The sequence below is a fragment of the Sporosarcina thermotolerans genome, assembly GCF_030067815.1.
In the GTDB taxonomy this organism is placed as follows: Bacteria; Bacillota; Bacilli; order Bacillales_A; family Planococcaceae; genus Sporosarcina; species Sporosarcina thermotolerans.
In genome coordinates this window covers 447,501-467,527 of record NZ_CP125968.1, presented here as the reverse complement: position 1 = coordinate 467,527, position 20,027 = coordinate 447,501, and the positions used below count along the sequence as shown (strand labels likewise).

The window sequence follows — 20,027 nt, the reverse complement described above, 5'->3', positions numbered from 1 at the left end:
GGCGGGTGGTGCGAGCCGGTAAAGACACTTGTGAATCCGTCCCTGAGTAGTTGGGTTGAACGTCAAGTAAGCCTAACCGGACATTGAACCGTTATTTCAAAGAGTGGATCAGCATTTTGCTGGTCAATTTGGGTGGCAACGCGGGTAGTTCTCGTCCCTTGTATAGGGGATAGAGGGCTTTTTTTGTGTTCAAAAATCATCGTCAACTACTATTTAGAGGAGGAATCGGCTATGTTAGACATTAAATTACTACGTGCGAATTTCAATGAAGTGAAAGAAAAGCTTGCGAAACGTGGTGAAGATCTGTCGGAGTTGGATAGATTTGTCGGTCTCGATGAAAAACGGAGAGAATTGATTGCAAAGGTAGAGGTTCTTAAAGCGGAACGTAATGAAGTGTCTCAAAAAGTTGCGGAAATGAAGCGTAATAAAGAGAACGCGGATGACGTAATTGCTCGTATGCGTGAAGTTGGGGACGAAATTAAAGCACTTGACGAGCAACTTCATCAAGTCGAAGAAGACCTAAACTATGTCATTATGCGTGTTCCGAACATCCCGCATGAATCAGTTCCAGTAGGCGACAGCGAAGATGACAACGTTGAAGTTCGCACATGGGGAGAGAAGCCTGAATTCGCTTTTGAACCGAAACCGCATTGGGAAATTGGAACGGATTTGAAATTGCTTGACTTCGAACGTGCTGCGAAAGTGACAGGTAGTCGTTTCGTATTCTATCGTGGCCTTGGAGCAAGACTCGAACGTGCATTGATCAGCTTCATGCTTGATTTGCATTCAGAGGAGCATGGCTATGAAGAGATGCTGCCGCCTTATTTGGTGAATCGTACAAGCTTGACAGGTACTGGACAGTTGCCGAAATTCGAAGAGGATGCGTTCCTTGTTCAGGAAGAGGATTATTTCCTAATCCCGACGTCTGAAGTACCTGTGACGAACTTTTATCGTGATGAAATCCTCGATGGCGCTCAATTGCCGGCGGCGTTCACTGCATACAGCACGAACTTCCGCTCAGAAGCTGGTTCTGCTGGCCGTGATACACGCGGTTTGATTCGCCAGCATCAGTTCAACAAAGTGGAACTCGTTCGCTTTGTTAAGCCGGAGGAATCATATGATGAGTTGGAAAAACTGACAGGTCATGCAGAGAAAGTGTTGCAGTTGCTTGGCTTGCCATATCGTGTCTTGAAGATGTGCACAGCCGACCTCGGGTTCACAGCTGCGAAGAAATATGATCTTGAAGTGTGGATCCCACGCAGGACACGTACCGTGAAATTTCTTCTTGCTCTAACTTTGAAGATTTCCAAGCAAGACGTGCGGGAATCCGTTTCCGCCGCGAATCAGGTGCGAAACCGGAATTCGTTCATACATTGAACGGAAGCGGCCTTGCAGTCGGTCGTACAGTGGCAGCGATCCTTGAAAACTTCCAACAGGAAGATGGATCTGTCATCATTCCTGAAGTATTGCGTCCATATATGGGTGGAAAAGAAGTCATTCGATAAAAAAACAGCGATGCGGGAGTCAATTCATATCCCGCATCGCCTTTTTTTGTTCTTTTTTCTTTTCACGTAACGACCTGAAAAAGCTTGATAGCATATCTCCGCATTCATCCGCCATCACACCTTCCGCCACTTCACATTCATGATTGAAACGCGAATCATTTAGCAAGTGATAAAGCGAGTCTACGCAGCCGCCCTTCGGATCACGTGCTCCATACACGACACGCGGAATTCTTGATTGTAAAATAGCACCGGCACACATCGGACATGGTTCGAGTGTTACGTATAACGTCGTCTCTTCCAGTCGCCAACTACCAACTTCTTTGCATGCGTCTTGGATGGCTGAAAGTTCGGCATGTGTGACAGCATTCTGCGTAGTTTCCCGTAGATTATGGGCACGTGCAATGACTTCTCCATCTTTTACAATGACTGCACCAATTGGTACTTCGCCAATCGCCCCGGCTTTTTTTGCCTCTTCTATTGCTATCTGCATGAAATTGCGGTCCATTTCAAGTACATCCATCTTCCATCGCTCCTTGCACATTAGTGTAACATCCTCTACTATTCCTTGCCATTTTTCGACAATATCTATGTTTCAACACATCCATATGGTAAAATGAATAGCAGAAATTGACGAATCAAAGGAGAGCTTGCTATGTCTGTTCCGTTCATTACGGTAGAGGGACCGATAGGCATCGGCAAAACAACGCTGTCGAAAGCAATTGCCGAAGCACAACAGTTCCATCAGTTAAGCGAAATTGTGGATGAGAATCCATTTTTAAATAAATTTTATGATGATATTGAGGAATGGAGTTTTCAAACGGAAATGTTCTTCCTCTGTAATCGATACAAGCAATTAAGCGATATTCAAAAGCAGTTCATAAGCGAACGGCAGCCTGTAGTTGCTGATTATCATATATTCAAGAACCTCATATTTGCAAAGCGCACGCTACCCGCGGATGAATATGCAAAGTATGAGGAGATCTATCATATTTTAACGAGGGACATGCCAGTACCAAATGTAATCATTTATTTGCATGCATCACTTGATACGCTTATGAAGCGAATTGCATTACGTGGACGGGACTTTGAGAAGAAGATTGACCCACTTTATTTGCAGCGACTTGCGGATGACTATGAAGTGTTCATCGCGGACTTCGAAGCGGCACATCCGGAAATTCCAGTGCTGCGTTTCAATGGGGATGAAATAGACTTTGTGAATGAAGCCGGGGATTTAAGCCTGATTCTTAACAAAGTCGATGAGACGATACGAAAAGGAGTAAGACAATGAATTTACGAGAAAAATACGGGATTCCGAAAAACGCGGTCATTACGATTGCAGGCACAGTGGGAGCAGGTAAATCGACAATGACGAATGCATTAGCCAATGCATTGGATTTCCGAACTTCACTTGAGAATGTTGATAAAAATCCATATCTTGACCGTTTCTATGATGATTTCGAGAAATGGAGCTTCCATCTGCAAATCTATTTCCTTGCTGAACGATTCAAGGAACAGAAGAGAATTTTTGAATATGGAGGGGGCTTTATCCAAGACCGTTCCATTTATGAAGATACAGGTATTTTTGCTAAGATGCATAAAGATAAAGGGACGATGGATTCGGTCGATTATGACACGTATACAAAATTATTCGACGCGATGGTCATGACTCCATATTTCCCTCACCCCAATCTGTTAGTCTATTTGGATGGACCTTTTGAGACGATACTATCACGAATCCAAGAGCGGGGCCGCCTAATGGAACAACAGACACCACTATCCTATTGGGAAGAACTTCACCACCGTTATGTACAATGGATTGATTCATTTAACGCGTGTCCTGTTTTGCGGATTGACATAACTGAGTATGATTTAATGAAGGATCCGCATGAAGTGGAGACGATTGTCGAACGGATTGGTAATATGCTTAACTTATCGGCTATGTTGAAAAAATAAGGGAAGAGCAGCCAAATAAAAGGCTGCTCTTTTACATTCACTAATATGGATTAAAATATGTACTTCAACGTTTATTGCGCAATGCGACGGATATGGGGAACGCCATAAGACCGTATTGCGGGGATAAAATCGCTGACGCATCTCGCGACCTCATTTCAGAACATCTTACACTCGCGGCAGATCTTGTGACGGCTGCAGCGAATGGAGAGGCCGAAAAGGCGAAGCAAAAAGAGCAGGAATGGTACCGAAACGCGGATAAAATCGCAGAATTTCTGAACAGTATTAATCCCTACATTGACAAGGAAGCGATGCGCAAAATGCTCTATACCCATTTGGAATTGACAAAGTTAGAGGCGGTATGCATGATTCAACGTAACTTCGAGCTATAGGTGCAAGTATTCGATCGGATCGAAGCAGAGGCATTGATGATGGCAGATATGATTTCGGAAGGTATATTCAAGCAATTTCCATACAGGTTTGTACCAAAATAAAAACAAGGGACACTGATACATGTCCCTTGTTTTTTAGTGTGCATATGATTTTACGAAGAATTCTTTATACAACTCTTTCAAAGTTTTCGTTTCATCCTGAACTTTTACACCGAAAACAAGGCTGACCTCGGAAGATCCTTGGTTAATCATTTCAATATTAGCCCCGGTTCTGGCAATTGCGCTTGCAGCCCGCCCGGCCAGACCAGTAGTATACTGCATGCCTTCTCCAACAAGGACAATCATGGAGTAATCATGTTCCACAATGACAGCGTCCGGTTCAAGTTCCTTATGGATCCGCTCAATGATTCGTTCTTCCTTCTCCTTCGTCAATACCCGACTACGGAGGATGATTGAAAGGTTATCAATTCCGGACGGTGTATGCTCATACGAAATCTCCTCTTCCTCAAGGATTTGCAGGAGTCTGCGACCAAAACCGATTTCAAGGTTCATTAAATATTTATCGACGTAAATTGCGGTAAATCCGCTGTCGGCGGCAATCCCAATTACTTGTTGCTCGTTATAATCCCGCTCCTTGACGATTAAAGTACCAGGTGCGTACGGGTTATTCGTATTTTTAATACGGACAGGAATCGACTTCCGGAAAGCCGGAATGAGCGCTTCATCATGAAACACGGAGAAACCTGCATATGCTAACTCCCGCATTTCGCGGTACGTCATCGTTTCGATGGAGACAGGGTTATCGATGACAGTCGGATTGGCAGCGAAGACAGAATCCACATCGGTGAAGTTTTCATATAGATCTGCTTTAATAGCTGCCGCAATGATGGAGCCGGTAATATCCGAGCCTCCTCGATTGAATGTACGAAGCGTTCCGTCTTCCGTATAACCGAAAAATCCTGGGAAGACGATGATTCCTTGCTCATCCCGTAACTTTGCAAGCTTTTCATCCCCTTGGGGTAATGCACGCACGCGCTCGGGGCGATTGTTAACGAGCAATCCCCCTTCCCTTGGGTTGATATACTTCGCATCGACCCCGATGAATTGGAAATAGGCGGCAATCATCTTTGCGTTATTATCTTCTCCGGCTGCTTTCATCGTATCCATGAAAAGTAGGGAATCTTCTTTATGCCGGGAAAGCCGGTCTTTTAAATCATGTTTTATTGTTTCAACTATATCATTTGATAGACCAAGATCATTTGCAATCCCATGGAAACGATTGACGACCTCGTTTAATTCAACTTCTGTATCTTCATTCGCCAAAGCCTTCTCACCAAGCTTAATAAGAAGATCCGTCACCTTTATATCATCTGAAAAACGTTTACCAGGTGCAGAGACGACTATAATTTTACGACCAATATCGGAGGTTACAATATCAACGACTTTTCTAATTTGATCGGCAGTCGCAACAGAAGTGCCGCCAAATTTACAAACTTTCATATTCACCAGATCCAATCTTTAATGAAGTAGCAATTGCATGATATATTGAACTTTAACATAAACAGGGTTGTTATTAAAGATTTATTTCTCTATAATGTCTTTATATAAAACACAAATGTATTTCCGTGGAGAACACGCAGTAAGGAGAATCGTAAACATGAAAAATGAAATCAACATCGGTTTATTGGGGTTCGGGTAGTCGGAAGCGGTGTTGCTACGATTCTGCATAAGCACCAGGAAGACCTTATCCATAAGCTTGGCGTTCCAGTTAAGATAAAAAAAATTCTTGTAAAAGATGCTACAAAGAAAAGGGATACTGAGTTATCTGAGGATATTTTTACGATTAACGCAGACGAGGTTATCGAAGATCCTACTATTGATTTAATCGTAGAAGTGATTGGTGGGACGACTGAAGCGAAGCAGTCGATTGAACGAGCGCTCCGAGCGGGTAAAGGAGTCGTAACGGCAAATAAAGATGTCATGGCTCAATTTGGTCATGAGTTATTGAATTTGGCAGATGAAAATAAATGCGATCTATTCTATGAAGCAAGCGTAGGGGGAGGTATTCCGCTCATTCGTACATTGGAAGACGGTCTTGCGTCAGACCGAATTTGGGCTCTGACAGGTATCGTAAATGGAACGACGAATTTCATCCTGACAAAAATGAAGCATGAAAAGAAATCATACGAAGAAGCATTGATAGAAGCAACTGAACTGGGATTTGCCGAAGCAGACCCATCTGCAGACGTAGACGGTATCGACGCAGCACGGAAAATGGCAATCCTTGCTTCGCTTGCGTTCTCAACGGTAGTACGGTTGGAAGATGTCTTTGTAAGGGGAATGAAGGACATTCGGGAAGGCGATTTGGAATTAGCGGAGCAATTCGGCTTCACTGTAAAAATGGCTGGTTCTGCGAAAAAGGATGACGATGGAATCGAAATCTCCGTGGAACCGGTGTTCATCCAGAACTCTCATCCGCTTGCCTCCGTCAACAATGAGTTCAATGCTGTATATGTATATGGCGACACAGTAGGGGAGACGATGTTCTATGGACCGGGGGCAGGTTCTTTGCCAACTGCCACATCGGTTACTGGAGACATTGTCGCAGCATGCCGCAATCTATTGCTTGGTGTTAACGGGAAAAGGCTTCACGCACCACGGCATTTCTGCACAGTGAAAAAAGACACCCAAATTTTCGGGCGCTACTTCCATCGTATTTCTGTTAAAGACGAAGTCGGCGTATTGACGAAATTGGCTTCAATCTACAGCGAACATGGAGCTAGTCTTGCAACAGTTATCCAGCGGGAAGGTGATCGTCACGGTGGTGTCGATTTAATTATGATTACCCATCACATATCGCGGCAACAACATCTCGACATTATGAATGAAATGCGTAACACCCGGAAGTTAACGGTGTTATTAGTTACTACAGAGTGGAGGGCGGAAACAAATGAGAAGATGGAATGGATTAATCGAAGAATACAAAGAATGGCTGCCGGTGACGGATAAAACGCCAGATCTCACCTTGCAGGAAGGAAACACGCCGCTCATCCATTTGAAAAATATATCTGAACTATGGGGTATCAATCTTTACGTCAAAACAGAAGGGACAAACCCAACAGGCTCATTCAAGGATCGGGGCATGGTGATGGCAGTCGCTAAAGCGAAAGAGGAAGGAAAAACCGCATTAATCTGTGCATCAACAGGCAATACATCGGCTTCTGCCGCGGCATATGGAACACGCGCAGGGATGCGGACAATCGTCGTCATCCCGGAAGGACGGATTGCGCTTGGTAAATTGGCACAGGCAAAAATGTATGGCGCAGAAATCGTTGCAATTGAAGGGAATTTCGATGAAGCATTACGAATGGTAAGAGAAGTAGGAGAAGGAAAGATTGCGCTTGTGAATTCAGTGAATCCTTACCGATTGGAAGGTCAGAAAACAATTGCCTTTGAAACAATCGAACAATTAGGCGAAGTACCGGATATTTTTGCATTGCCAGTCGGGAATGCGGGCAATATTTCCGCTGCATGGAAGGGGTTCAAGGAATATGACACCAAAAAAGGGTCAGGTACGCCGAAATTGTTAGGCGTGCAGGCAGATGGTGCAGCACCGATTGTCTATGACCGGATATTTGAAGAGCCCGAAACGGTTGCAACGGCAATCCGTATCGGAATCCAGCGAGCTGGCATTTGGCAACAGATGCGCTTAAAGAATCAGGTGGGACCATTCTTTCTGCAACGGACGAGGAAATATTGGAAGCATACAGCCTGTTGGCTTCAACCGATGGAGTTTTCGCAGAACCTGCCTCCTGTGCAACGATTGCAGGCATTAAGAAACAACTTGATGCTGGGTTGATTGAAAAAGGGACGACGATTGTCGGAGTTCTTACAGGCAACGGGCTAAAGGATCCTGAAACGGCCATAAATGTAAACGAAGGGAAACCGTTCCTATCGAAAGAGGAGTTTGAGATGTTTTTGAACGAACTGAAGGAGGGGGCAGCGAACTGATGGAAGAACCGATGTTTTCGGTCATCGTGCCCGCTACAACGGCGAATCTCGGACCGGGCTATGATAGCACGGTCTTGCCCTTGCCCTTTATATGACCGTGGAGGTACATAGGTCTGCACAGTGGAGCGTCCGTTTTGACGGGGAAGAGTATGCCGATTTACCGATTGACGAGACAAATTTGATCATTCAAACGACTAAAACTGTTGCCAATAGATATGGCAAGGAACTAGAGCCATATGCTCTTTATGTAAAATCCGAAATTCCGCTTGGGAAAGGGCTTGGCAGTAGTGCAACCGCAATTGCAGCAGGGATTGAAATTGCAAACGAGCTTCTTACCCTCTCCTTGTCGCCGAGAGAGAAGGTGCGTATTGGTAGCGAGATTGAAGGTCATTCTGACAATGTGGCGGCAGCTCTTCTTGGAGGGGTAACAATCACTTATTTCATTGACGGTGAAATGGAAATCGTGCAATTGCCTGAGCCGAAAATAGGATGTGTTCTCCTCGTTCCTCCAAATGCATTGAAAACTTCTGACTCGAGAGGCCTTCTTCCAAAGGATTTATCTCATCAGACAGCATCGGCTGGCAACGCCGCAAGTAATGTCATGGTGGCGGCGGTAACGCTTGGTGATTGGAAATTGGCGGCTAAGATGATGGAAAAGGATGTTTTCCATGAACCGCATCGGAAGCCGTTGCTTCAAGACTTTGATCGAATTCGCGAGTTCTGTCATGGATTGGGAGCGTACGGGATGACAATAAGCGGGGCTGGACCTTCTTTGTTCATCGCGGTGGAGAACGGGACTGAGGAGAATGTTGCAAGACGGTTGGAAAAGGAATTTCCGTATTATAGAGGAATTGCAGTTACGCCAGCTCATACAGGTTCAAATATAAAAAAAGATGCCCATTAACCGATATTCGGTAGGCATCTTTTTCATTAAAAATAAAAAAATCCATTAAATTTAATGTAACAGATCTCCAACTTATGCGCTTATTTAAAATGTATGGCGGAGGAAGAGGGATTCGAACCCCCGCGGGCTTTACACCCTGTCGGTTTTCAAGACCGATCCCTTCAGCCGGGCTTGGGTATTCCTCCGTATCAACAAAACATAATTTATCATGATTCAGTATGAGGTGTCAACACTTATCCGTACTCTAAATTAATTAAGTTTATTCGCGGAAGTCTGTCATCTAAAGGAGGGGAATTTCTTCGCGGGGAATGGGAATATTTTGTTGGTAAATGAGAACTTTTTGGTTATAAACGAGAGCTCAATCACTGAGTACGAGAACTAAATCGCCATAAACGAGAACTCTTCCTTCAGAGAGATAGAAGTTTCATAAGGGACGGGTTGATTTTATCCACAAAAACCGTTATACTTAGAAAGCCGTGCTAGGTGGGGAGGTAGCGGTGCCCTGTAACTTGCAATCCGCTCTAGCAAGACTGAATCCCTTTACCGAGGCTGTATCCGCATGTAGGGCCTGCCTCTTGCACGTAGTGTTGACGTCTGGGTCCTGCGCAATGGGAACCCATGAACCATGTCAGGTCCGGAAGGAAGCAGCATTAAGTGGAATTTCTCATGTGCCGCGGGGCAGCCTAGGCTGAGCTGTCGACAGGAGTAACGCTTATGTGCGGCAGTCGAAGGAAGGTGCACGGCATTTATTATGCAAATCAGAACTCGTCCGATTCTCGGGCGGGTTTTTTCTTTAGTTTGAAAAGGGTTTATACAACCCACTTATGGTATACTAAAAGCAATATTGCAATGAATGGGAAGGAGGGGGAATGGTGGTCTATCAAGCTTTTTACCGTGTCTATCGACCACAGTCTTTCAGTGAAATGTCTGGACAAAGACATGTGAAGCAGACGTTGCAAAACGCATTGCTACATAATAAGACAACCCATGCCTATTTGTTCTCTGGTCCGCGAGGGACGGGAAAGACAAGCGCTGCGAAAGTTTTTGCAAAAGCATTGAATTGTGAAAACGGACCGGCGAAGGAACCATGCAATGAATGTCCGACTTGTGTAAGCATTACGGAAGGGTCCAACACGGATGTCATTGAATTTGACGCCGCTTCAAATTCACGAGTAGAAGAAATAAGGGACGTTATCGAAAAGGTCCGTTTTGCTCCATCGAACGCACGCTTCAAAGTCTATATCATTGATGAAGTTCATATGCTATCAAATTCAGCGTTCAACGCGCTGTTGAAGACATTGGAAGAGCCACCACCGCATGCGGTTTTCATCCTGGCAACTACAGAGCCGCATAAGCTTCCGTTGACCATCATTTCCCGTTGCCAACGATTCGATTTCAAGCCGATTACAGCGGCAGAAATTATTGATCGGATGAAGCAAGTGTTAAGTGATACTAAGATTGAGGCTGACGAAGGTGCTCTTAAAGTCATTGCTCTAGCTGCTTCGGGTGGAATGCGTGATGCACTTAGCATGCTTGATCAGGTTGTATCGTTCAGTGGTGATCGACTGACAGCTGAAGGTGCTTTACTTGTCACGGGTCGATTGGAGAAGACATCTTTTATCAATTGGCAGAGGCGCTTCTTTCAAAAGATGCTGCAGCTGCATTGACATTACTTGATCAGCTCATTGCTGAAGGTAAGGATGTTTCAAGGTTGGCGGAAGATTTGATTACGTTCTTCAGAGATCTTCTTCTATTAAGAACTGCTCCGGATCTTGAGGATCTTCTTGAACTGATTTCGGGGAATGAAAGGTTTGTATCCTTGTCAAACGCATTTGAGCCGGAGACCCTTTATTCATTCATAGACATTCTTTCGAAAACGCAGCAAGAAATGCGGTTTTCTAATCATGCAAAGGTGTATGTCGAATCCGCATTGTTGAAAATGATTCATTTAAAAGGACCAGTTGCTCAAACCGAAGCACAGGGTCACCAGGGGACCGATCCACATCTTTCTCAAAAGGTGGACAGCCTGGAAAGAATAATTGCTGACCTTCAACAGCAATTGGCAAACGGCGTCCGCCCGGTTGAAGGGGCATCCGCCACTCAACCAAAGAAGGTTGCATCAAAATCATCGCAGTCATTCAGAATACCGACTGGGAAAATCAATGAAGTCTTAAAAGGTGCCACCCGTCAAGATATCCAAGTGATTCGTGAGGAATGGGCAAGCATGATGCAAACTTTACAAAGATCCCATTCGGCACTTCTTGAAGAAACTGAACCAGTGGCGGCATCAGACACGGCTTTTGTGTTAAAATTCAAATATGAAATCCATTGCCTTATGGCTTCGGAAAATTCCTCTCTTCGGTCGGGCTTATCTGATGCCTTGCGCAGTCGAACCGGTAAGGCATATGATGTCGTGTATGTACCGGAGGACGGTTGGTTAAAGGTTCGCGAGGAATTCATCCGGAACAATGGATTGGCGAAGCAACAAGACGGAGCGGAGGATTTAGATCCACATGGAACGGCAGAAGAAATGCCATCCTTCCTACAAGAAGCTGAAGAGCAAAATGCCGATCCGATTGTTGCAGAAGCGGAAAAAATGTTTGGCAAGGAATTCATAACGGTACATGACGATTAAACAAAGTTGAGGAGGAACTGGTATGCGTGGTATGGGAAATATGCAAGGCATGATGAAACAAATGCAGAAAATGCAAAAGAAAATGGCAGAAGCACAAGAGGAACTTGGTGAAAAGCGCCTTGAAGGAACAGCGGGCGGAGGTATGGTAAAGGTAATCGTTTCAGGTCAAAAGGAAGTACTTGAAGTGGTTATCGATCCATCCGTCGTAGATCCGGAAGATGTAGAAATGCTACAAGACCTTGTCGTGATTGCTACAAATGATGCAATGGCAAAAGCCGAAGAATTAACGAACTCCACAATGGGGCAATTCACGAAAGGATTGAACCTACCTGGAATGTTCTAGGAGGAATAAATATGCATTATCCTGAACCGATATCGAAACTAATGGATAGTTTTATGAAGTTGCCAGGTATCGGCCCGAAAACAGCGGGCCGTCTGGCATTTTTTGTATTGAATATGAAGGAAGACACAGTTCTTGAATTCGCTAAAGCGTTGGTGGATGCAAAACGGAACCTACGATTTTGCACTGTTTGCGGGCATATTACAGATATAGATCCTTGTCAGATATGCCAGGATCAATCCCGTGACCGATCAATGATTTGTGTTGTTCAAGATCCGAAAGACGTAATCGCAATGGAGAAGATGAGAGATTACAAGGGGATGTATCATGTTCTTCACGGAGCTATTTCACCGATGGATGGTGTCGGTCCGAGGATATTAACGTTCCTTCCCTATTGACTCGTCTCCAGGATGAAGAAGTAGAAGAATTGATATTAGCAACGAATCCGACAATCGAAGGAGAAGCAACCGCGATGTATATCTCCCGACTTGTGAAACCATCAGGCATTACCACAACTAGAATTGCACACGGGTTGCCAGTTGGCGGAGATCTTGAGTATGCGGATGAAGTGACCTTATCAAAAGCACTTGAAGGACGCAGGGAATTATAGGGGGTCACCGAAAATGTTTGGCCGTAAGAGGAAATTGAAAAGGGAATTCGACAATCGACTTCTTAATCTACTATTAGAAACAAAAGATGATTGGGAGCAAGCTAAGGAAATTGAAAAGTACTTAATTGACTGTGATTTGGAAGTTATGATTCAAAGGAAAATAGCAGAAAGTAAGTACTTTCATCTTTTCAAAGAAGCTAAGGAGCGGCAACTTCGTATGGAACCATAATAGTAGCGTGATAATTTTTAAGGGAAGCGCATAGATTGTACTATTAATCGAAAGGGGCGCTTTCCATGAAAATTATCGGCATTGCAATTGTCGGGGTTGTACTACTTCTACTTTTACTGATGGATAAAAGCAACATTAAAAAAATGATCGAGAACCTGTCTGTATTTTGGTTCCGTCTGGCGTTCGCATTTCTAGCTCTCTTCATATTAAATATTGCGGGTGGATTCGTTGGCATCTATTTTCCAGTGAACATTGCTTCCGGATTCCTTTTAGCTATACTTGGCATCCCCGGATTTGCAGCTCTATTTACATTTGCTGTTTTTCTATGAATAAGCTTCTTCTATATATAGAAGGAGCATGACTTGAAGATTTAAGTACTGCCCTTTAAATTAAATTGGACAAAGTATATTAAGCAATAAAGTTATATGACGAAAACTTTTGTGGAATAACACTTGCAATCGAAAAGATGAGATGTTATAGTAGATAACGTTGCACTTCCGGTAACTCAATAACCACTTCGAAACGGCTTAAAACTTTTTGAAAGAAGTTGTTGACATTGGAAACGCAGCATGGTATTATATAAGAGTTGCTTCTAACGGAGCAGCAAACAAATGAACCTTGAAAACTGAACAGCAAAACGTCAACAAATAAAGTTCTGGAGCCGACCCTGTCGGCGAAAAGAACAAAACGAATCTTCGGATTCGAAATTGACATCTTAAATGATGCCAGCAAGAAACTCGAGCTATTCGAATTTCTCTTTTATGGAGAGTTTGATCCTGGCTCAGGACGAACGCTGGCGGCGTGCCTAATACATGCAAGTCGAGCGGATTGATGGGAGCTTGCTCCCTGATATTAGCGGCGGACGGGTGAGTAACACGTGGGCAACCTGCCCTGCAGATGGGGATAACTCCGGGAAACCGGGGCTAATACCGAATAATCGGTTCTTCCGCATGGAAGAACTCTGAAAGACGGTTTCGGCTGTCACTGCAGGATGGGCCCGCGGCGCATTAGCTTGTTGGTGGGGTAATGGCCTACCAAGGCGACGATGCGTAGCCGACCTGAGAGGGTGATCGGCCACACTGGGACTGAGACACGGCCCAGACTCCTACGGGAGGCAGCAGTAGGGAATCTTCCACAATGGACGAAAGTCTGATGGAGCAACGCCGCGTGAGCGAAGAAGGTTTTCGGATCGTAAAGCTCTGTTGCGAGGGAAGAACAAGTACGGGAGTAACTGCCCGTACCTTGACGGTACCTCGTTAGAAAGCCACGGCTAACTACGTGCCAGCAGCCGCGGTAATACGTAGGTGGCAAGCGTTGTCCGGAATTATTGGGCGTAAAGCGCGCGCAGACGGTCCTTTAAGTCTGATGTGAAAGCCCACGGCTCAACCGTGGAGGGTCATTGGAAACTGGAGGACTTGAGTACAGAAGAGGAAAGTGGAATTCCACGTGTAGCGGTGAAATGCGTAGAGATGTGGAGGAACACCAGTGGCGAAGGCGACTTTCTGGTCTGTAACTGACGTTGAGGCGCGAAAGCGTGGGGAGCAAACAGGATTAGATACCCTGGTAGTCCACGCCGTAAACGATGAGTGCTAAGTGTTAGGGGGTTTCCGCCCCTTAGTGCTGCAGCTAACGCATTAAGCACTCCGCCTGGGGAGTACGGCCGCAAGGCTGAAACTCAAAGGAATTGACGGGGACCCGCACAAGCGGTGGAGCATGTGGTTTAATTCGAAGCAACGCGAAGAACCTTACCAGGTCTTGACATCCCGCTGACCGGCATGGAGACATGTCTTTCCCTTCGGGGACAGCGGTGACAGGTGGTGCATGGTTGTCGTCAGCTCGTGTCGTGAGATGTTGGGTTAAGTCCCGCAACGAGCGCAACCCTTGATCTTAGTTGCCAGCATTCAGTTGGGCACTCTAAGGTGACTGCCGGTGACAAACCGGAGGAAGGTGGGGATGACGTCAAATCATCATGCCCCTTATGACCTGGGCTACACACGTGCTACAATGGACGATACAAAGGGCTGCGAACCCGCGAGGGGGAGCCAATCCCATAAAATCGTTCCCAGTTCGGATTGCAGGCTGCAACTCGCCTGCATGAAGCCGGAATCGCTAGTAATCGTGGATCAGCATGCCACGGTGAATACGTTCCCGGGTCTTGTACACACCGCCCGTCACACCACGAGAGTTTGTAACACCCGAAGTCGGTGGGGTAACCCTTACGGGAGCCAGCCGCCGAAGGTGGGACAGATGATTGGGGTGAAGTCGTAACAAGGTAGCCGTATCGGAAGGTGCGGCTGGATCACCTCCTTTCTAAGGATAATTACGGAATATGAACCTTAGGTTCATACGTTGACGTTTGCGTTCAGTTTTGAGGGTTCATCTTCTATGATGACTTTCAAAACTTGTTCTTTGAAAACTGGATAAAACGACATTGAAGCAACAAAACATCAAGTAATCAACCGAGTCGATCACTTTTGTGATTGATTTATACTTTTTTAACGATTATCAACGTATATCGCTATACAATGGTAATCAACCAGTGGTTTAGACGCAGTTTATGTGTTGAAAACCATATAAAGGTTAAGTTAGAAAGGGCGCACGGCGGATGCCTTGGCACTAGAAGCCTAAGAAGGACGGCACTAACACCGATATGCTTCGGGGAGCTGTAAGTAAGCTGTGATCCGAAGATTTCCGAATGGGGAAACCCACTGCCTTTAATGGGGCAGTACGTTTACGTGAATACATAGCGTAAACGAGGCACACCCGGAGAACTGAAACATCTAAGTACCCGGAGGAAGAGAAAGAAAAATCGATTCCCTTAGTAGCGGCGAGCGAAACGGGAAGAGCCCAAACCAGGAAGCTTGCTTCCTGGGGTTGTAGGACACTCTATACGGAGTTACAAAGGGATGGATTAGACGAAGCGACCTGGAAAGGTCTGCCATAGCGGGTAAAAGCCCCGTAGTCGAAAGTCCATCCTCTCCAGAGTGGATCCTGAGTACGGCGGAACACGTGAAATTCCGTCGGAATCCGGGAGGACCATCTCCCAAGGCTAAATACTCTCTAGTGACCGATAGTGAACCAGTACCGTGAGGGAAAGGTGAAAAGCACCCCGGAAGGGGAGTGAAATAGATCCTGAAACCGTGTGCCTACAAGTTGTCAGAGCCCGTTAATGGGTGATGGCGTGCCTTTTGTAGAATGAACCGGCGAGTTACGATTCCATGCAAGGTTAAGCAGAGAATGCGGAGCCGCAGCGAAAGCGAGTCTGAATAGGGCGAATGAGTATGGGGTCGTAGACCCGAAACCAGGTGATCTACCCATGTCCAGGGTGAAGGTAAGGTAACACTTACTGGAGGCGAACCCACGTACGTTGAAAAGTGCGGGGATGAGGTGTGGGTAGCGGTGAAATTCCAATCGAACCTGGAGATAGCTGGTTCTCTCCGAAATAGCTTTAGGGCTAGCCTCAAACGAAAGAATCTCGGAGGTAGAGCACTGTTTGGACTAGGGGCCCATCCCGGGTTACCGAATTCAGACAAACTCCGAATGCCGATGATTTATGTTTGGGAGTCAGACTGCGGGTGATAAGATCCGTAGTCGAGAGGGAAACAGCCCAGACCGCCAGTTAAGGTCCCCAAGTATCCGTTAAGTGGAAAAGGATGTGGCGCTGCCCAGACAACCAGGATGTTGGCTTAGAAGCAGCCACCATTTAAAGAGTGCGTAATAGCTCACTGGTCGAGTGGCGCTGCGCCGAAAATGTACCGGGGCTAAACGGATCACCGAAACTGCGGATTGACATCTTTGATGTCAGTGGTAGGAGAGCGTTCCAAGGGCGTTGAAGCTAGACCGTAAGGACTGGTGGAGCGCTTGGAAGTGAGAATGCCGGTATGAGTAGCGAAAGAAGGGTGAGAATCCCTTCCACCGAATGCCTAAGGTTTCCTGAGGAAGGCTCGTCCGCTCAGGGTTAGTCGGGACCTAAGTCGAGGCCGAAAGGCGTAGACGATGGATAACAGGTTGATATTCCTGTACCACCTCCCCGCCGTTATCAGCAATGGGGGACGCAGAAGGATAGGGTGAGCGCGCTGTTGGTCATGCGCGTCTAAGCAGTGAGGTGTGGAACGAGGCAAATCCCGTTCCTATAACATTGAGCTGTGATAGCGAGGGGAATTATCCCCGGAGTCCCTGATTTCACACTGCCAAGAAAAGCCTCTAGCGAGGCGGGAGGTGCCCGTACCGCAAACCGACACAGGTAGGCGAGGAGAGAATCCTAAGGTGATCGAGAGAACTCTCGTTAAGGAACTCGGCAAAATGACCCCGTAACTTCGGGAGAAGGGGTGCTCTGGTAGGGTGTTAAAGCCCGAGAGAGCCGCAGTGAATAGGCCCAGGCGACTGTTTAGCAAAAACACAGGTCTCTGCAAAACCGTAAGGTGACGTATAGGGGCTGACGCCTGCCCGGTGCTGGAAGGTTAAGAGGAGAGGTCAGCGCAAGCGAAGCTTTGAATTGAAGCCCCAGTAAACGGCGGCCGTAACTATAACGGTCCTAAGGTAGCGAAATTCCTTGTCGGGTAAGTTCCGACCCGCACGAAAGGCGTAACGATCTGGGCACTGTCTCAACGAGAGACTCGGTGAAATTATAATATGCGTGAAGATGCGCATTACCCGCGACAGGACGGAAAGACCCCGTGGAGCTTTACTGTAGCCTGATATTGAATTCCGGTGCAGCCTGTACAGGATAGGTAGGAGCCTTGGAATCCGGAGCGCCAGCTTCGGAGGAGGCAATGGTGGGATACTACCCTGGCTGTATTGGACTTCTAACCCTTGCCCGTGATCCGGCAGGAGACAGTGTCAGGTGGGCAGTTTGACTGGGGCGGTCGCCTCCTAAAGTGTAACGGAGGCGCCCAAAGGTTCCCTCAGAATGGTTGGACATCATTCGTAGAGTGCAAAGGCATAAGGGAGCTTGACTGCGAGACCTACAAGTCGAGCAGGGTCGAAAGACGGGCTTAGTGATCCGGTGGTTCCGCATGGAAGGGCCATCGCTCAACGGATAAAAGCTACCCCGGGGATAACAGGCTTATCTCCCCCAAGAGTCCACATCGACGGGGAGGTTTGGCACCTCGATGTCGGCTCATCGCATCCTGGGGCTGTAGTCGGTCCCAAGGGTTGGGCTGTTCGCCCATTAAAGCGGTACGCGAGCTGGGTTCAGAACGTCGTGAGACAGTTCGGTCCCTATCCGTCGCGGGCGCAGGAAATTTGAGAGGAGCTGTCCTTAGTACGAGAGGACCGGGATGGACACACCGCTGGTGTACCAGTTGTCTTGCCAAAGGCATCGCTGGGTAGCTATGTGTGGACGGGATAAATGCTGAAAGCATCTAAGCATGAAGCCCCCCTCAAGATGAGATTTCCCATTACATTTGTAAGTAAGATCCTCAAAGATGATGAGGTGGATAGGTCCGGGTGGAAGCGTGGCGACACGTGCAGCTGACGGATACTAATCGATCGAGGACTTAACCTTAAGTTATAAAGTATGGTTGAACTTGAAGTAGCAACAATGTCTCTTTTATCCGGTTTTGAACGAACAAGTATCGTTCAATTGTCTGGTGACGAAGGCGAAGAGGTCACACCCGTTCCCATCCCGAACACGGAAGTTAAGCTCTTCAGCGCCGATGGTAGTAGGGGGCTTCCCCCTGTGAGAGTAGGACGTCGCCGGGCAAATGCCATCCCCTGTAGGGGATGGTTTTTTTGTGCATGAAAATAATATTAGTTGAACGCGGTAGAACATTAAGATCATCTTCTAAACTAACTCGCGCTTAATGCCTTTGGCAATTAAAGGTCTATTAAAAGGACGATTCCATGCTTTAGGAACCTTTCCCCGCGCCCAACAAACCAGCCGCCGCGCCCAAGAATCATATTTCGCGCTCAACAAACCAGGCGCTGCGCCCAAGAATCATATTTCGCGCTCAACAAACCAGGCGCCGCGCTCAAGAATCACATTTCGCGCTCAACAAACCAGGCGCCGCGCTCAAAAACCCCAACCCCGCTCCCAACAATCTCCAAGCCCCCGTATATAAAATCCATAAGTAATTCTGAATTATGTTGATTAATAATAGTATAGATACACTTTTTCCGCAAAAAGGCTCATCATATCCAGATGGAAGAAGTATTATTTATGCGTGCTTACAAGAATTTATACGTATATAGCCGGCAGCAAACGCAAATTGATTGGTCAAAATTAGACTTCCATTATAATTGAATTGATCACCAAAGACCTAACATTGAAGTCGTAGGTTGGGGTTTGTCTGGAAGATAACCTTCCCCTTGCTGAATACCATCTACCTATGAAGATGACAAAACCAATCTAATGTCTCCTAAATGGGAAAGTGTTCAAGTCCAAAACTCATTTAGTAGTTATCAATATGAAAAGTCAACTAAAGAAGTAGGCTTGTCAAACACCACCTCTGAAGTATAGGTGATGTTTTTTTGTAAATAAGTGTTGCAATCAAAACAGTAAGGTGTTATATTAGATAACGTTGCGTTTCCGATAAGTGAATAACCACTGCAAAACAACATAAAACTTTTTAAGAAAAGTTGTTGACATCGAAAACACAGCATGGTATTATATAAGAGTTGCTTCTAACGGAGCAGCGAACAAATGAACCTTGAAAACTGAACAGCAAAACGTCAACAAATAAAGTTCTGGAACCGACACTGTCGGTGAAAAGAACAAAATGAATCTTCGGATTCAAAATTGACATCTTAAATGATGCCAGCAAGAAACTCGAGCTATTCGAATTTCTCTTTTATGGAGAGTTTGATCCTGGCTCAGGACGAACGCTGGCGGCGTGCCTAATACATGCAAGTCGAGCGGATTGAAGGGAGCTTGCTCCCTGATATTAGCGGCGGACGGGTGAGTAACACGTGGGCAACCTGCCCTGCAGATGGGGATAACTCCGGGAAACCGGGGCTAATACCGAATAATCGGTTCTTCCGCATGGAAGAACTCTGAAAGACGGTTTCGGCTGTCACTGCAGGATGGGCCCGCGGCGCATTAGCTTGTTGGTGGGGTAATGGCCTACCAAGGCGACGATGCGTAGCCGACCTGAGAGGGTGATCGGCCACACTGGGACTGAGACACGGCCCAGACTCCTACGGGAGGCAGCAGTAGGGAATCTTCCACAATGGACGAAAGTCTGATGGAGCAACGCCGCGTGAGCGAAGAAGGTTTTCGGATCGTAAAGCTCTGTTGCGAGGGAAGAACAAGTACGGGAGTAACTGCCCGTACCTTGACGGTACCTCGTTAGAAAGCCACGGCTAACTACGTGCCAGCAGCCGCGGTAATACGTAGGTGGCAAGCGTTGTCCGGAATTATTGGGCGTAAAGCGCGCGCAGACGGTCCTTTAAGTCTGATGTGAAAGCCCACGGCTCAACCGTGGAGGGTCATTGGAAACTGGAGGACTTGA

9 protein-coding genes, 1 tRNA gene, 4 rRNA genes, 1 other RNA gene, 5 pseudogenes and 1 other annotated feature (2 of these 21 cut by a window edge) are annotated in these 20,027 nt (G+C 46.4%); of the genes and pseudogenes, 17 read left to right on the top strand and 3 right to left on the bottom strand.

Annotated features, from left to right (window positions below):
• Positions 1 to 162: a binding site (T-box leader), on the top strand (it extends 50 nt beyond the left edge of the window).
• Between the two features lie 69 nt (positions 163 to 231).
• Positions 232 to 1,505 (top strand): annotated as a pseudogene (gene serS, locus QNH10_RS02665) (serine--tRNA ligase).
• 19 nt (positions 1,506 to 1,524) lie between these two features.
• On the opposite strand, the gene tadA reads toward serS, so the two are convergent.
• Entirely contained in the window at positions 1,525 to 2,025 is a 501-nt protein-coding gene (gene tadA / locus QNH10_RS02660; protein WP_283733410.1) for a tRNA adenosine(34) deaminase TadA, read from the bottom strand.
• 132 nt (positions 2,026 to 2,157) lie between these two features.
• Here tadA and QNH10_RS02655 point away from each other — a divergent pair, with 132 nt between their 5' ends.
• The 3 genes from QNH10_RS02655 (at position 2,158) to QNH10_RS02645 (ending at position 3,847) form a co-directional block, all read left to right on the top strand.
• Positions 2,158 to 2,793, top strand: a complete 636-nt coding sequence (locus QNH10_RS02655; protein WP_283733409.1) for a deoxynucleoside kinase — start codon at positions 2,158 to 2,160, stop codon at positions 2,791 to 2,793.
• Positions 2,790 to 3,458: a deoxynucleoside kinase gene (locus tag QNH10_RS02650; protein ID WP_283733408.1), complete on the top strand. Its 669-nt coding sequence runs from the start codon at positions 2,790 to 2,792 to the stop codon at positions 3,456 to 3,458. The genes QNH10_RS02655 and QNH10_RS02650 overlap by 4 nt, the downstream gene beginning before the upstream one ends.
• A gap of 92 nt (positions 3,459 to 3,550) precedes the next feature.
• Entirely contained in the window at positions 3,551 to 3,847 is a 297-nt protein-coding gene (locus QNH10_RS02645) for a hypothetical protein (RefSeq protein WP_283733407.1), read from the top strand.
• A 135-nt stretch (positions 3,848 to 3,982) separates the two neighbouring features.
• Here QNH10_RS02645 and QNH10_RS02640 read toward each other — a convergent pair whose 3' ends face one another.
• Positions 3,983 to 5,347: an aspartate kinase gene (locus QNH10_RS02640; RefSeq protein ID WP_283733406.1), complete on the bottom strand. Its 1,365-nt coding sequence runs from the start codon at positions 5,345 to 5,347 to the stop codon at positions 3,983 to 3,985.
• A 157-nt stretch (positions 5,348 to 5,504) separates the two neighbouring features.
• On the opposite strand from QNH10_RS02640, the pseudogene QNH10_RS02635 reads away from it, so the two are divergent.
• The 3 genes and pseudogenes from QNH10_RS02635 (at position 5,505) to thrB (ending at position 8,762) form a co-directional block, all read left to right on the top strand.
• Positions 5,505 to 6,801, top strand: a pseudogene (locus QNH10_RS02635) (homoserine dehydrogenase).
• A pseudogene (gene thrC, locus QNH10_RS02630) lies at positions 6,798 to 7,858 on the top strand (threonine synthase). The pseudogenes QNH10_RS02635 and thrC overlap by 4 nt, the downstream one beginning before the upstream one ends.
• Positions 7,859 to 7,949: 91 nt before the next feature.
• A complete protein-coding gene (gene thrB / locus QNH10_RS02625) occupies positions 7,950 to 8,762 on the top strand; it encodes a homoserine kinase (RefSeq protein ID WP_283733405.1) in 813 nt (270 codons plus the stop codon).
• A gap of 94 nt (positions 8,763 to 8,856) precedes the next feature.
• Here thrB and QNH10_RS02620 read toward each other — a convergent pair.
• Positions 8,857 to 8,947 (bottom strand) — tRNA-Ser (locus tag QNH10_RS02620).
• A gap of 289 nt (positions 8,948 to 9,236) precedes the next feature.
• On the opposite strand from QNH10_RS02620, the gene ffs reads away from it, so the two are divergent.
• The 10 genes and pseudogenes from ffs to QNH10_RS02570 form a co-directional block, all read left to right on the top strand.
• An RNA gene (gene ffs / locus QNH10_RS02615) (signal recognition particle sRNA large type) lies at positions 9,237 to 9,505 on the top strand.
• A gap of 129 nt (positions 9,506 to 9,634) precedes the next feature.
• Positions 9,635 to 11,397, top strand: a pseudogene (gene dnaX, locus QNH10_RS02610) (DNA polymerase III subunit gamma/tau).
• 22 nt (positions 11,398 to 11,419) lie between these two features.
• A complete protein-coding gene (locus QNH10_RS02605; RefSeq protein WP_283733404.1) occupies positions 11,420 to 11,740 on the top strand; it encodes a YbaB/EbfC family nucleoid-associated protein in 321 nt (106 codons plus the stop codon).
• Positions 11,741 to 11,751: 11 nt separating this feature from the next.
• Positions 11,752 to 12,347: pseudogene (recR, locus tag QNH10_RS02600) on the top strand (recombination mediator RecR).
• A gap of 13 nt (positions 12,348 to 12,360) precedes the next feature.
• Entirely contained in the window at positions 12,361 to 12,576 is a 216-nt protein-coding gene (locus QNH10_RS02595; protein WP_283733403.1) for a YaaL family protein, read from the top strand.
• A 65-nt stretch (positions 12,577 to 12,641) separates the two neighbouring features.
• On the top strand, positions 12,642 to 12,905 hold the full coding sequence (locus QNH10_RS02590) for a pro-sigmaK processing inhibitor BofA family protein (protein ID WP_283733402.1): 264 nt from the start codon (positions 12,642 to 12,644) through the stop codon (positions 12,903 to 12,905).
• A 429-nt stretch (positions 12,906 to 13,334) separates the two neighbouring features.
• A 16S ribosomal RNA gene (locus tag QNH10_RS02585) occupies positions 13,335 to 14,886 on the top strand.
• Positions 14,887 to 15,154: 268 nt separating this feature from the next.
• Positions 15,155 to 18,082 (top strand): 23S ribosomal RNA (locus QNH10_RS02580).
• A gap of 81 nt (positions 18,083 to 18,163) precedes the next feature.
• Positions 18,164 to 18,279, top strand: a 5S ribosomal RNA gene (rrf, locus tag QNH10_RS02575).
• A gap of 1,087 nt (positions 18,280 to 19,366) precedes the next feature.
• A 16S ribosomal RNA gene (locus QNH10_RS02570) occupies positions 19,367 to 20,027 on the top strand; it runs 891 nt beyond the window's last position.
• The 16S, 23S and 5S rRNA genes sit together here, the layout of an rRNA operon.